The organism is Nocardia sp. NPDC024068 (assembly GCF_040638875.1).
Lineage (GTDB): Bacteria > Actinomycetota > Actinomycetes > Mycobacteriales > Mycobacteriaceae > Nocardia.
Genome location: NZ_JBEZYU010000056.1, coordinates 1 through 13,604 on the forward strand (window position 1 = coordinate 1; position 13,604 = coordinate 13,604).

The 13,604-nt window shown below is 68.0% G+C and carries 12 protein-coding genes and 2 pseudogenes; 4 read left to right on the plus strand and 10 right to left on the minus strand.

From position 1 onward, the window contains the following. The first annotated feature begins 416 nt into the window (after nucleotides 1-416). Entirely contained in the window at nucleotides 417-1,415 is a 999-nt protein-coding gene (locus AB0F41_RS26800) for an XdhC family protein (RefSeq protein ID WP_357428462.1), read from the plus strand. A 106-nt stretch (nucleotides 1,416-1,521) separates the two neighbouring features. Continuing rightward, on the plus strand, nucleotides 1,522-2,478 hold the full coding sequence (locus AB0F41_RS26805; RefSeq protein WP_357428464.1) for a hexose kinase: 957 nt from the start codon (nucleotides 1,522-1,524) through the stop codon (nucleotides 2,476-2,478). Nucleotides 2,479-2,498: 20 nt separating this feature from the next. Here the strand turns inward: AB0F41_RS26805 and ramB are convergent, their stop codons facing one another. From ramB to AB0F41_RS26835, 6 genes are all read right to left on the minus strand, one after another. Beyond that, on the minus strand, nucleotides 2,499-3,905 hold the full coding sequence (gene ramB / locus AB0F41_RS26810; protein ID WP_357428465.1) for an acetate metabolism transcriptional regulator RamB: 1,407 nt from the start codon (nucleotides 3,903-3,905) through the stop codon (nucleotides 2,499-2,501). A gap of 65 nt (nucleotides 3,906-3,970) precedes the next feature. Further along, nucleotides 3,971-4,267 (minus strand): DUF3349 domain-containing protein, encoded by a 297-nt coding sequence (locus AB0F41_RS26815; RefSeq protein WP_357428529.1) that lies wholly within the window; start codon nucleotides 4,265-4,267, stop codon nucleotides 3,971-3,973. Further along, nucleotides 4,264-4,617 carry a DUF3349 domain-containing protein gene (locus tag AB0F41_RS26820; RefSeq protein WP_357428467.1) on the minus strand — a complete coding sequence of 118 codons (354 nt, stop codon included), beginning with the start codon at nucleotides 4,615-4,617 and terminating at the stop codon, nucleotides 4,264-4,266. The genes AB0F41_RS26815 and AB0F41_RS26820 overlap by 4 nt, the downstream gene beginning before the upstream one ends. Before the next feature lies 1 nt (nucleotide 4,618). After that, complete coding sequence (locus AB0F41_RS26825; protein WP_357428469.1) at nucleotides 4,619-4,900, minus strand: hypothetical protein; 282 nt, start codon at nucleotides 4,898-4,900, stop codon at nucleotides 4,619-4,621. Then, a complete protein-coding gene (locus AB0F41_RS26830; RefSeq protein WP_357428471.1) occupies nucleotides 4,900-6,093 on the minus strand; it encodes an inorganic phosphate transporter in 1,194 nt (397 codons plus the stop codon). Before AB0F41_RS26830 ends, AB0F41_RS26825 begins: the two co-directional genes overlap by 1 nt. Nucleotides 6,094-6,184: 91 nt before the next feature. After that, nucleotides 6,185-7,435, minus strand: coding sequence for a multidrug effflux MFS transporter (locus AB0F41_RS26835; protein WP_357428473.1), 1,251 nt, complete (start codon nucleotides 7,433-7,435; stop codon nucleotides 6,185-6,187). Nucleotides 7,436-7,491: 56 nt separating this feature from the next. Here AB0F41_RS26835 and AB0F41_RS26840 point away from each other — a divergent pair, with 56 nt between their 5' ends. Then, the gene (locus AB0F41_RS26840; RefSeq protein WP_357428475.1) at nucleotides 7,492-7,971 is read left to right on the plus strand and encodes a MarR family transcriptional regulator; all 480 of its coding nucleotides are present in this window, start codon (nucleotides 7,492-7,494) and stop codon (nucleotides 7,969-7,971) included. A 63-nt stretch (nucleotides 7,972-8,034) separates the two neighbouring features. Here the strand turns inward: AB0F41_RS26840 and AB0F41_RS26845 are convergent, their stop codons facing one another. Both AB0F41_RS26845 and AB0F41_RS26850 read right to left on the minus strand, forming a co-directional pair. Next, nucleotides 8,035-9,861 carry an acyl-CoA dehydrogenase gene (locus tag AB0F41_RS26845; protein WP_357428477.1) on the minus strand — a complete coding sequence of 609 codons (1,827 nt, stop codon included), beginning with the start codon at nucleotides 9,859-9,861 and terminating at the stop codon, nucleotides 8,035-8,037. 179 nt (nucleotides 9,862-10,040) lie between these two features. Then, the gene (locus tag AB0F41_RS26850; protein WP_357428479.1) at nucleotides 10,041-10,910 is read right to left on the minus strand and encodes a nuclease-related domain-containing protein; all 870 of its coding nucleotides are present in this window, start codon (nucleotides 10,908-10,910) and stop codon (nucleotides 10,041-10,043) included. A 190-nt stretch (nucleotides 10,911-11,100) separates the two neighbouring features. On the opposite strand from AB0F41_RS26850, the gene AB0F41_RS26855 reads away from it, so the two are divergent. Further along, the gene (locus AB0F41_RS26855) at nucleotides 11,101-11,955 is read left to right on the plus strand and encodes a patatin-like phospholipase family protein (protein WP_357428481.1); all 855 of its coding nucleotides are present in this window, start codon (nucleotides 11,101-11,103) and stop codon (nucleotides 11,953-11,955) included. On the opposite strand, the pseudogene AB0F41_RS26860 reads toward AB0F41_RS26855, so the two are convergent. Beyond that, nucleotides 11,925-12,032: pseudogene (locus AB0F41_RS26860) on the minus strand (IS5/IS1182 family transposase); the annotation flags it as partial. The gene AB0F41_RS26855 and the pseudogene AB0F41_RS26860 overlap by 31 nt on opposite strands. 1,015 nt (nucleotides 12,033-13,047) lie before the next feature. Further along, a pseudogene (locus tag AB0F41_RS26865) lies at nucleotides 13,048-13,239 on the minus strand (helix-turn-helix transcriptional regulator); the annotation flags it as partial. Between the last annotated feature and the right edge of the window lie 365 nt (nucleotides 13,240-13,604).

The window sequence follows — 13,604 nt, forward strand, 5'->3', positions numbered from 1 at the left end:
GTCAGCACTCGAAGCGAGGTGGCGAAGCCACGAGTCTCGAGTGCTGACAGGCGACGCCCAGGGGGCCGAACCCCCGCGCGCGCCAGCGCGCCAAAAACACGGACCACTGCCCCGCACGTTCCGCCCACCCCCTCAGACCCCGCACGCCCCTTCACCTTCCGCGTCTCTTCACCTTCCCGGCTGCGGGGAGCGAGAAACGGGGATGAACCCGCAAAATTTCACAATATGCCCAGAAAGGCGCAGTGCCCGGCCACAGAACTTGGCCAACCATTCATGTACCCGCCCGATAAGATTTTCGCGGGCGTGCCAATTTCACACGGAACAGCGCTAGGGTGGCCGTCACGTGCGCGGTCATCGGTGACAGGTGCCGATGGTGAGCGCCTGCCCTCCGACGCACGGTGGGATCGGAGCTGTTGATGCGCGACATCGTCGACGACCTGCTGGAGGTATGGCGTTCGGGCCGGACCGGCGGGCTGGCCACCATCGTGCGCACGGGTGGCCGGGTGGACATTCCCGTGGGTACGTCGATGCTGGTGGACCCCGATGGAATGATTTACGGGTCGATGGCGGCCACCGGTATCGAGGACACCATCTACGAGGCCACTCTGCAGTCGGCGCGGACCGGCCAGCGGGCGCTGCACCGGCTCACCGTGCCCGACCCCGGCGGCGGCGAGGGCGGCGTTATCGACGTGTTCACCGAGCCCTTCTCGCGCGGCCATTTCCCGGAATTCCCGACAATCGCCGCCGAAATCGCCGAGCATCGGCGCGTCACTCTATTCACGGTGGTCTGGAATCCGGAGCCAGGAATGATCGGGCAACATCTGATCACCGATAAACGTCATGCGACCGAACTGGTCTCACTTCCGCAATCGGATATCTTCGTGGCGTCGTTCGCCCCGCCCCCGCTGCTGATCATCTTCGGCGCCAACAGTGTGGCGGCCGCGTTGTCGGCCCAGGCGCAGCTGCTCGGCTATCGCGTGGCCATCTGCGATCCGCGACCCGCTTTCGCGATTCCCGAATCCTTTCCCGGTGCCGAAGTCGTCTGCGATTGGCCGCACCGCTATCTGAATGTGCTGGTGTCGGATGGGGAGGTCGATTCGTCCACCGGCATCGTGCTGGCAAGTCACGATCCGCAGTTCGAGATTCCGCTGCTCACGGTCGCGCTGCGACTACCCGAGGTCGGCTATATCGGCGCCGTGGGGTCGGCGATCACCAGTGCCCGCCGCCTCGGTGATCTGCGTGACGGGGGTTTCGACGACACCATGCTGGCGCGGCTGCATTCCCCGGCCGGTATGGATATCGGCGCCGCCGGCGCCACCGAGATCGCGCTGGCGGTGGCGGCGGAGATGGTGGCCGCCCGGAACGGGCGGCTCGGCCGGATCACCGTGCGGTTCCCCGCGGAGGCGGCGATCTGAACACCCGTGACCTGTGTCGGGCCCGGCGCGACCGGCGACCTTTTCCGGCTTCCCACTCCGGCCGACCGCGTTTGCGCGGCGCCCGCTCTCGTGGACAGTGGTTCTCGTGATCCTCACCGTGACAATGAATCCCGCCTACGACGTGACCTACCGCGTGGAAAATTTCTTTCCCGGGCAGACCCATCGGGTGCGTTCGGTCGAGCAGCGGCTGGGTGGCAAGGGCATCAATGTGACCCGCGTGCTCAACCAGCTCGGACGGTATGCCCGGGCGACCGGATTCGCCGATCACGCCTTCGCGGCGGCCGCCGAAGCGGAGATGCCGGTGGATTTCGTGCACGCGCTGCCGTGGGTGCGGCGCACGGTGGTGATCAGTGAATCCGAGACCGGCACCGCGACCGCCCTGCGGGAACCGGGGGCCCGGATCTCGAATCCGCACGCCTCCGAGCAGCTCGAGGTCAGGGTGTCGGGCATGCTGCCGCATATCTCCGGTCTGGTGATCGCCGGATCGCTACCCGAGGGGATCGATCCCGGCCTACCCGCCCGCATCGCGCACAGTGCGCTGGACGCGGGGGTGCCCACGGTCTGTGATCTGGACGGGCCCGCCCTGCGGATGGCCTCGCGCGTACCGGGAGTGGTGCTGCTACCCGGTATCGGCGAGTTCGCCGCGCTCACCCACGGCAAGGCCGAAAGCCTGGAGGCGCTGGCCACCACCGCCCGGACGCTGGTGGACCGGGGTGTGGGCGCGGTGCTCGTCACCCGCGGGGCCGAGGGGATGGTGGCGGTCACTCCGCAGGGCACGTGGAACGCGCATCTCCCCGAACCACTGATCGGTAATCCCACGGGGGCGGGCGATCCGGTTGCCGCCGCGGTGATCGCCGCGCTGGCCACCAGCGAAACACCCGATTGGCCGGCGATCCTGGTGGACGCGGTCGCTACGGCGGCCGCCTCGGTGGTGATTCCGGTCGCCGGGGAGATCGATCGGCGGTTGCGCGGACATCTGGCGCCGACGGTGGTGGTCACCGAGCTCGAGGGGGTCGTCGAGCACACGCTGCCGGAGTCGTAGACCGGCCGGCGCCGTGGCCGCTATTTCAGCACGTACGGCGATACCGAGCTGCGGTGTTCGCTGATATCGAGGGTTTTACCCAGCGGCGGGAATGCGCGCTGCGGGCAGTTGGTGCGGTCGCATACCCGGCACCCCGCGCCGATCGGGGTCGCGTTGGCCTCGCGTAGGTCGATACCGTCGGCATAGACCACCCGGGCGGCGTGCCGGATCTCGCAGCCCAGTCCGATGGCGAAGGTTTTGCTCGGCTGCCCGAATCGGGTGGCGCGGCGTTCGACCGTCCGGGCCACCCACAGATATTTGCGGCCGTCGGGCATCTGCGCGATCTGGGTCATGATCTTGCCCGGGTAGGCGAAGGTTTCGTACACATTCCACAGCGGGCAGGTGCCTCCGCTGGAGGAGAAATGGAATCCGGTGGCGGACTGCCGTTTCGACATATTGCCGGCGCGATCCACCCGGACGAACGAGAACGGCACTCCGCGCAGTTCCGGGCGTTGCAGGGTGGAGAGCCGGTGGCAGATGGTTTCGTAGCTCTGCGCGAAGAACGCCGATAATCGTTCGATGTCGTAGCGGAAGGATTCCGCCACCTCGTGGAAGTAGGTGTAGGGCAGTACGGTCGCGGCGGCGAAATAGTTCGCCAGCCCGAGCATGGCCAGTTTGCGCGCGTCCGGGCCGGAGAAGTTGCCTTCATCCACGAGCTTGTCGAGTAACGGCCCGCATTCGAAGTAGGCCAGTTCGGCGGCCAGTTTGAACAATCGTTGCCCGCCGGAGAGGTGCGGGGCGATTTCGAGCACCTGCTGAGCCGGGTCGTAGCGGTGCAGGACACCCTCGCCGAGATCGATACGTTCCAGAATCCGCACGCCGTGCGTGCGCAGCACCTTCGGAATCTCGCTGTGCGCGTCACCGTTGTGGAGGCGAATGCGATTGGCCAGTTCCTCGGCCGCGGTATCGAGTTCGTGAATATAGTTCTGCCGCTGATAGAAGTAGTCGCGTACTTCCTCGTGCGGTTTGCTGATGGTGGCGCTGCCGGAACCGTCGGAGAAGCGGTCCTCGGTGGCCGCGGCCAGCTGGGCGCTGGTGTTGCGGTAGCGATTGTGCATGTTGACCAGGGCCCGCGCCATGCTCGGGTGGGCCGACACCATCTCCGCGATCTCCCGGGCGTCGGCCTCGATTCCCAGCTCCTGATCCATCACCACTTCTTGTAGTTCGGCGATGAGCCGGGTGTCGTCCTGCGGGGAGAAGAAGGTCGCCTCGACTCCGAACACTTCGCTGATCCGGAGCAGTACCGGCACCGTCAGCGGCCGGACATCGTGCTCGATCTGGTTGAGGTAACTGGCCGAAATCTCCAGCTGCTGGGCCAGCGCCACCTGGCTCAGTCCGCGTTCGGTACGCAGTTGCCGGAGCCGGGCGCCGACGTATGTCTTGGCCATGCGTCCAGCTTAGGCAATGTTCGCACGCTGCGAGACGCGGGTTAGCAAGAATTACATATTGTGGTCTATCCGGGGGATTCGGAGGGCCAGCCGGGTGGGTCCAGGTGCGAGAGCACCCGCCGCAGATCCTGCTCCGAGGGCATCTCGTCGGTGACCTTGGTGATCATGACCTCGATATCGGTGGTGGTGAGCGGCCGGTCCGCCGAGACCGGCACCTCCTTCGCGAGCTGCCGGACCTCCTCATCGGTCAGCCGCCGGCGCAGCAGTGCGACCAGCGGAATGTAATCCGATTCCGGAACTCCGTCGGGGTAGCCGCGGCGGAGCCAATCGATCACCGAACGCAGTACCTGCGGCAGCATCAGCTGTCCTCGGCGGGCCGGGATATCTCCTCCAGTGGCGAGGCCAGCGGCCACCCGCCCGCGGCCAGATGCGAGGCCACCCTGGCAATGTCCTCGGCGCCCGCCTTCTCGCGGGCCACCCGGCCCACGGCCGCCTCCACCTCGTCGTGGGTGATTTCCCGGCCGTCGCTGTCGCGTACCACTTCCTCGGCGACCAGCAGCACCTCGTAGTCGGTCAGATCGCGGTGCAGCACGGCGAACAGTGCCACGTAGTCCGACTGCGGCACCCCTTTGGGATATCCGGCCCGCAACCATTCGACGATCCGCGCCAGCAACCCCGACCGTTCGGGCGGTAGCCCGCTCCCGGCGGTCACCTCAGGCCTGCCCGAGAATGTGGATTCCGAACCGGTCGGCGAGGAACGCCTTGGCCACGAACAGCACACCGGCAACGACCACCGCCAGGACGACGGCCAGGCAGATCACCGCCCCCGTCCACGCGGCGAAATTGTGCCGTACCGAACCGTCGGGGCCCGGCCGCTCCGCGACCGACCACCACCGCACGCCCAGCGCGAAGACGGCCGGCAGCCCGGCTCCCAGGACCAGCGCCGCCAGCAGTACTTCACCCAGAGACCGCAGATCGGCCAAAAAGGTGCTCATCATGCCTCCTCGCGTGTGGACTCGACGACCGGCGAATCCTGGGCCACCGGCGACGCGGGGGCCGCGGGGGGATCGTTGACATTGCCGCTGGACACCTTGTCCCGCAGCGAGCGCCGGTAGATCACGATCGCCAGGGCGATGAGCAGCGCGAATACGACCAGAACGCCGGCCAGCCCACCGATATAGTGTGCCAGCGCCCAGCACACCGCGCCGACTATGCCGGCGGCGGGAAGGGTCAGCATCCAGGCCACCGCCATCCGGCCCATGACGCCCCAGCGCACCTCGGCGCCCTTGCCCAGGCCGGTACCCAGGATCGCGCCGGTCACGGTCTGCGTGGTGGACAGCGGCAGGCCGAAATGCGCCGACGTGAGGATGATCGCCGCCGAGGACGATTCGGCCGCCAGTCCCTGCGGCGAATCGATATCGACCAATTTCTTGCCCAGGGTGCGGATGATCCGCCAGCCGCCCAGGTAGGTCCCGGCCGCGATGGCGAACGCACAGGAGGCCATCACCCACAGCGGCATGGTGGCGTCCGGGGAGATCTCGCCGTAGGCGACCAGGGCCAGGAAGATGACGCCCATCGTCTTCTGCGCGTCGTTGGTGCCGTGGGCCAGCGATACCAGTGACGCCGAACCGACCTGACCCCAGCGGAAACCGGTGGTGACCTTGTCCGCGGCCGAGCCCCGGGTGATCCGGTACACCGACCAGGTACCGATCATGGAGACGAGACCGGCCACGATCGGCGCCAGCAGCGCGGGCAGGATGATCTTGCTCACCACGCCGCCGTCGTCGGAGAACCAGATGACCCCGCTCCAGCCGAGCGAGGCCAGCGTGGCCCCGATCAGACCACCGAACAGCGCGTGCGACGAACTCGACGGCAGACCGAACAACCAGGTCAGCAGATTCCACAGGATTCCGCCGACCAGTCCGGCGTAGACGATGATCAGCAGCGCATGCCCGGAGACATCGTCGAGCCGCACGATCCCCTCCGCGACAGTGGCCGCGACGGCCACCGACAGGAACGCGCCGATCAGGTTCAGGACGGCGGATAGCGCGACCGCGACTCTGGGGCGTAGCGCGCCGGTAGCGATCGAGGTCGCCATGGCGTTGGCCGTGTCGTGGAAACCGTTGGTGAAGTCGAAGGCCAGCGCCGTGACAATGACGACCAGAAGGATCAGCAGCTCTACCGTCACACCCTGCATTGTGCGCCGCGCCGCCCCGGCACTTTCCGGCGGACGCTGAATGATTGCTGAAAAGTATCGCCGGCCTGCGGCGATCCGCCGGTTACGGGCGTGGCGACGACCCGGCGGGCCGCAGTTCGGCCGGCTCCCGCGGCGCGGCGGTGGGGGCCGCCGTCCGGCCGGCGATCCACCGGGCCGCCATCCCCAGGCAGGCGCAGACCACGATCACCACCGCCATCGGCACCCCGGTATCCGAACCACCCATCCCGACCAGCGGCGACACCAGCGCGCCCAGGGTGAACTGCAACGCGCCCATCAGCGCGGAGGCGGTTCCCGCGGACTTCCGGGCCCGGCCGATCGCCAGGGCACTGGCGGTACCCATCACCGTGGGTGTGCAGGCCACCAGCACGAACAGCGCCGCGAGCACGGCCGCCGCAGGGGCGCCGGCCACGAGCAGAGCCAGGAGTACGAGCCCGGCCGCCAGGATGACGCGTTGCCCGATCCGCAGGATGGGCTCCGGACCGAACCTGCCGACCAGACGGGATACCACCAGCCCGGCCAGCACCATGCCCGCGGCGTTCGAGGCGAACACGATCGTGTAGCTCCGGTTGGACAGGCCGAGCACGTTCTCCACGACGAACGGTGAAGCCGAGATATAGGCCATCATTCCGGCGAATCCGAGCGCGAACGCGAAGATATAGCCGAGATAGCCGCGATCGGCGGCGACCCGCGCGATTCCCCGGATCGTCCCCGCGACCCCGGTGGTATGCCGGTTCTCCGGGGGCAGGGATTCCGGCACCACCAGCAGCGCCCCCAGGAACATGAACAGGAAGATTCCGCTCAGGGCCCAGAATTCCGCTCGCCAGCCGGCCGATACCAGGACCCCGCCCAGCAGCGGCGCCACCACCGGGGCGATACCGCCGATGGCCGAGAACAGCGTGAAGATGCGGGCCGTGGCCGCGCCCTCGGTACGGTCCGCGCCGACCGCGCGGCCGATCACCAGACCCGCGGACGCGGTCAGGCCCTGGACGAATCGCATCGCGATGAGCAGCCAGATACTGGGTGCCAGCGCACAGGCCACGGTTACCAGCACGGTGACCGCCGTGGCCAGGACCAGCGGCCGGCGCCGCCCGAATCGGTCCGAGAGCGGGCCGATGAGGAGCTGTCCCAGCGCCAGCCCGACCAGGAACGCGGTCAGGGTGAGCTGCACGCTGGCCGCGCTGGTGCTCAGGTCGGCGGCCAGATCCGTGAAGGCGGGCAGGTACATATCGACCGCGAACGGCGCCGCGGCCGCGAGCAGTGCCAGCACCACCAGCAGAATTCCCGATACGCCGGGCCGGTTCCCGATAGGCATCCGGGTTCCCTCCGTCCTGATACTTATTTATGCATACATAAGTTATCATGAGATTCGTGAGCCGTGACTCCGATCTCCGGGCCCTGGACACCGCCCTGCGTGATATCGCCCGTGCCGTCCGGCGGGCCGCGCTTCGTCCCGCCGGGGCCGAGGCGCTCACCGATTCGCAGTCCGAAGCGCTGCGCTTCATCGTGCACAATCCGGGTGCCGCCCCGGGGGAACTCGCGGCCTTGGCGGGTATGCAACCGAGCAATATGAGTGTCGCCCTGCGGCAACTCGCCGAATACGGGCTGATCGAACGCGAACGCGATCCCGGCGACCGGCGCTGCAGCCGAATCCGGCCCACACCGAAAGCCCTCGCCTACGCGCGCGAGATGCAGGCCCTGCGCACCGGGCTGGTCCTCGACGCGCTCGACGCGATGGATCAGGCCGACCGGGACAGCCTGGTGGCCGCGATCGGCGCGCTGCGGGCCCTGGGCGCGGCCCTCGGCGAGGCCTCCCCCGCAGCTCGCCCGAACGGCCCGGTACGGGAATGAGCCCGGCACGGCCGGATGCGGCCGTACCGGGCTCGGGTCACCCGTGGTGGGACTTCCTGCGGTTCAGAAGGCCTCTTCCGGCAGATCCATGAGCTCGGTATCGAGGGCGGCGATGATGTTCTTGGTCGCGGTGAGCGTCGGCAGGACATTCTTGGCGAAGAAACTCGCCACTCCGACCTTGCCGGTGTAGAACGGCCGGTCCCGTTCCTCGGCCTCGGCGGTCAGCGCGGCCGCGGCGACCTCCGCCTGGACCAGCAGCCGCCAGCCGATCAGCAGATCGCCCACCGCCAGCAGGAATCGCACCGAACCCAGTCCGATCTTGTACAACTCGGACGAGTCGGTCTGGGCCGCCATCGCGTAACCGCTCAGCGAACCCGCCATCGCCTGCACATCGGCGAGCGCGGTACGCAGCAGTGCGCGTTCGGTTTCCAGCCGCCCGCTGGGGGTGTCCAGGAATGCGGTGATCTCACCGAAGACATGGCCGGCCGCGGCTCCCTTGTCCCGCACGATCTTGCGGAAGAAGAAGTCCTGCGCCTGGATCGCGGTGGTGCCCTCGTACAGGGAATCGATCTTGGCGTCGCGGATGTACTGCTCGATCGGATAGTCCTGCAGATAGCCGGAACCGCCCAGGGTCTGCAGGGATTCGGTCAGGTACTGGTAGGCCCGCTCGGAGCCGACCCCCTTGACGATCGGCAAGAGGAAATCGTCGACCCGGTGGGCGGTCTCGGCGTCGGCGCCGGAAACCAGTTCCGCCACATCGGCGTTCTGATGGGCGGCGGTGTACAGGTACACCGCGCGCAGGCCCTCGGCGTACGCCTTCTGGGTGGCCAGGCTGCGCCGCACATCCGGGTGGTGGGTGATGGTGACCCGGGGCGCGCTCTTGTCGCTCATCTGGGTGAGATCGGCACCCTGCACACGCTCCTTGGCGTAGGCGAGCGCATTCAGGTAGCCGGTCGACAGCGTGCCACTCGATTTGACGCCGACCATCATGCGCGCGTTCTCGATGACCTTGAACATCTGGGCGATGCCGTTATGCGAACCGCCGACCAGCCAGCCGACCGCCGGCCGCTCCCCACCGAAGGTGAGTTCGCAGGTGGGCGAGGATTTCAGGCCCATCTTGTGCTCGACGGCGGTCACATACACGCCGTTGCGTTCGCCCAGTTCCAGCGTCTGCGGATCGAAGTGGTACTTCGGCACGTAGAACAGTGACAGCCCCTTGGTACCCGGCCCCGCGCCCTCGGGCCGCGCCAGCACCAGGTGAAACACGTTCTCGGCGGTATCGCCCACATCCGCACCGGAGATGAAACGCTTCACGCCCTCGATATGCCAGGTCCCGTCGGGCTGCTCGACGGCCTTGGCCCGTCCCGCGCCGACATCGGACCCGGCGTCGGGTTCGGTGAGCACCATCGTGCCCTGCCAGTGCCGCTCGAAACCGGCCGCGGCCCAATGCCGCTGCTGTTCGTCACCGATCCCGTACAGCACCTGCGCCATCACGGCGCCCATATCGAAGAACACCGCGGCCGGATTGGCGCAGGTGATCATTTCGCTCACCGCCCAGTTGAGCGCCGCGGGCGAAGGCATACCGCCCATCTCCTCGGGTTTGCCCAGCCGGTTCCAGCCGGCGTCCCGGATGGCGAGGATCGATTTGGTCAGCGGTTCCGGAACAGTGATGGAATGTGTGTCCGGGACGAATTCCACCGGCTCGCGGTCGGCGTCGGCGAAGGACTCCGCCACCGGCCCCTCGGCCAGCCGCTTGACCTCGGCGAGGATCTCCCGCGCGGTATCGGTATCGAGATCGCCGTAGGCGCCGGAGTCGAGCAACTTGCCGAGCCCGAACACCTCGAAGAGATTGAATTCGATATCACGCAGATTCGCCTGGTAGTGACCCACGATCGTCCTCCTGGTCGGTTCCCTGGCGGTCGGGGCCGACCGCGTGGTTCAGGCTTTTTGACATCGTACGAATTGCAGCGTGCCGGACGCCGTGCGGGTACGCAACCGTAGCTTTCCCGCCCCCGCTCACCACGGCGTAACGGAGGGGAGAAATCTGTCCCGGACGGTCCCCGAGCGGCTCAGCAGTCCGGCTGCAACGGCCAGCATTCCACCGGCCCGGGCGGGGGCGGGGGCGCCGGGGCGGTCGTACTGGGAGGTGCCGCCGGTTCGGCGGCCGGCCCGTCGTCGAGCAGCGACCCGATGATCGCGACCAGAACGATGAGCATGCCGAGCACCGCGACGGTCAGCACACCCCAGCCGATCAGATCGTGGGTGCGGGCCGAGTCCGGATATCGCCAACTCGGCCGCTCACGCGGTTTCCTGGGCGGTTCCGGGAGTTTGTCCTCGAATCCCGCGTCGATCAGTTCACCGCGTTCGGGCGCCCAGCCGGTGAGCGCCCGCGTCGCCGCGCATACCCGCCCCAGGGTCCACCGGGGTGGGCCGGGCGCGAAGTTTTCCAGGAAGATCCTCAGCTCGGTGGATTCGGCGGCATTACCCACCACCACATCGAGGCCGGGTCGCAGCGTCTCCCGGCCCGGACGCAGGGTCGCGCCGCGCATCGGGATCAGCGCCACCGCGCCGCACAACTGCCCGGGATCGTAGGAGGCGCGTTCGAAGGTCAGCTCCACCTCCTGGACCGCGCTCTCCACCTGCCGCACCGGATTCGTCCCGAACTCCAGCGCCAGATCCGCGTCGTGGTCGCCGACCCGCCACGTACGTTCCGGGGGAACCGTCAGAATCCCACTCTGCCGGCTCCGGAACCCGATCACCTCGCATACGAGGATGCCCTGCGGAGTCCAGATCACCGCACCGATCTGCCGGGTGCCGCGCTGGGTACCGATTCTCAGGCCGACAATGGCCAACCCGGCCGTCGGCAACTGCCGCAGACATTCCACGAACTCCCGCTCGGCCGGAGAAAGCTCCGCCCGATCGTCGACCTTCACCAGCATCGCGCTCTACCTCTGCCGTGTGTCGTTACGCCCGATACCACCACCGACCCCCTGACGATCATGACCCCACGCCCCCTTTCGTACCACTCATACCATCCACTCCTCGGGCGAATCGGCAATCCGCGGCCGTCACCGGGAACCCGGCGGCCCTGACCGGGCGGAAAATCGCGGCGCTGGCTAACCTGCTGTCATGTCTGACGCTCCGCCGCCCGGAAAACGCTCTGTCGCACTGGTACTGGGAGGCGGTGGACCGGTCGGTATCTGCTGGCTGGCCGGTCTGGCGATCGGCTTACGGGATGCCGGTGTGGATCTCACGCTGGCCGACCGCATCATCGGCACCTCGGCCGGAGCCGTCGTCGGCTCGGTCATCGCGGCGGGCGCCGACCCCGCCATCCTGCTGACGCCGCGCCCCGAACCCGCGGAACCCGTGCGGCACAACTTCGGTCCGCTGCTGGAGATCGCCTCGCTGCTGCGCGCCGTCGGCCAAGACCGTGAACTGGTACTGCAACGGGTGGGCGAACTGGCGCTGGACAGCGATACCGGCGACCCGGCGGCGCATATCGAGCGAATCGGCGCCCTCGTCGGATTCGCCGAATGGCCCGAGCGGGAACTGCTGGTCACCGCGGTCGATATCGGCACCGGGACTCTGACCGCCTGGACCCGCGACGGCGACGCGACCCTGGTGCAGGCACTGGCGTCCAGCACCTCGGTCCCGGGTGTATACCCGCCGATCAAGATCGGCGGCAAGCACTACATAGACGGCGGGGTCCGCTCCACCATCAACGCCGATCTCGCCACCGGGTTCGATGTGGTGCTCATTCTCGAACCACTGGCGCATCTGTACCCGCGCACCCGCGCGGACCGGGAACTGAAGGCCGGACGTGAAATATCGGTGGGCCCGGACGATACCGCCGTCGCCGCATTCGGTACCGATCTGTTCTCCACCGCGTCCCTGGCACCGGCCTACGAATCCGGATTGCGCCAGGCGGGGGAGCTCGCACCGGAACTGAAAGCGCTCTGGCCGGTCGCCGGGTCCACGCAGTAGCCGCGGCCGCCGCTAGATGGTCCGGGGCCCCCGGGCGGCACGCAAACCGCTGCGCGGGAGCCCGGCCCGGTTGGCCGGGGGCTGAAACAGCTCGGGGTCGATTCCGACGCGCTGCGCGAATTCGGTGAGCCCGGGCGTCGCCTGATCCATGTAGAGCAGATCGGATGTGGTGGCACGCACGGTCCGATGCCGGCCTATCTGTTCGGGGGCCAGATCCTCGGCCTCCAGCAGCAGTCCGAGTGCACGTTCCGGGCTGCGGCGCTGCGCCCAGGCGCGGGCGGTATCGACGAGAAGCCGGCAGTGGTTCGCCGTCGAAAGGGGCCGGGTGTCGACCTTCCCGGCGAGCCGGATCGCCGTCCCCGCGTCACCCAGTTCCACGGCGACGGAGACTTCGTGCAGATCGACGGCGGTGGGACCGAAACCGGTCTGATAGTCGTCGCGGTCCCGGCCGAGATCGGTCGCCACCTTGCGCGCCCGGACGAGCAGATCGTGCGCCGATTCGGCGTCCTCGGCGCGTGCGGCGACGACGGCCGCCTGGAGGGTGAGCGCGCCGTACACGCTCAGCGCCCGCGGGTCGCCCTGATCGACCAGCGGCTCGAGCGCCGCACGGGCCGTTTCGGCGGCGTACCCGGCCTGGTCGAGCTGCTGTGAGCGCTGGAAGATGAGGGTGAGGCGAAATGCCGCCGAGGCGAGGAGTACCGGGTCGCCGGTGCGCTGCGCCTTGCTCATCGCGCGCTCCGCGGCCACCCAGGCCGCATCGAACTGCTGTAATTCGGACAGGGCCACAGCCCAGGCCTGATACGTACTCGCGAGCAGTTCATCGGCCCGGCCCGACGTGGGCCGGACCGCGGCCGCCTCCAGTTCCGGTAACAACGGTTCGAGTACCGGTAGCAGGTCGGCGTAGCGTGCGTGGCGGGTGAACGACCACACGGATTCGACACGCTCGGCCAGTAGCGCGTAATCGGGTTCGGGTGCGCCCTCGGCGACCATCGCCGCCAGCGCGTGGTTGGCGGTGAGCAGCCGGCGCAGCGCCGCGGCGTCCGCCGGAATCGGCTCGGCCCGCACGGTGCGCGCGGTGGGCGCCAGTTCGGAGACCGGGATATCGAGGACTTCGGCGATCCGCTCGAGCACATCGAGCGCTTTCACCGGGCGCACGCCGCGCTCCACCTGAGAGACCCAGGCTTCGGACCGTTTGATCAAGGGCGCGAAATCTCGCTGGGACAGACCTTTTCGCGCGCGGTAGTACGCGACTTTGCGGCCGATACCCGATTCGTTCTCGGTCATCGGCCGGACTCGCCTCTGCCGGCGAGCGGTTCGTGGGTTCGCGCCGCGAGTGCGTTCCCCCCGCGGTCCGATCGCCGGTGGTAGAGACCCATCGCACTCATCTGGTCGTGCGAATCGACGCGCGGGACCGGTCCCGTCATGTCAGGCTCCTTCAGTGCGTCACCGGCGCGTGGCCGATCTGGGGCTGCAGCTCTTCACTTGTCCGATCAGTACTCATCGTCTGCGTGAGCACTGCCCGTGTTACATCGTTCGCGTGGATATGCGACAGTGCCCGCACCCGAACCGCCGGTGCGGGGTTGCGTGAATTCCCCGAGAGCTGTTCCGGATTCCCGCCCCGCCTCCGCCTGAATATCACTGTATATCGT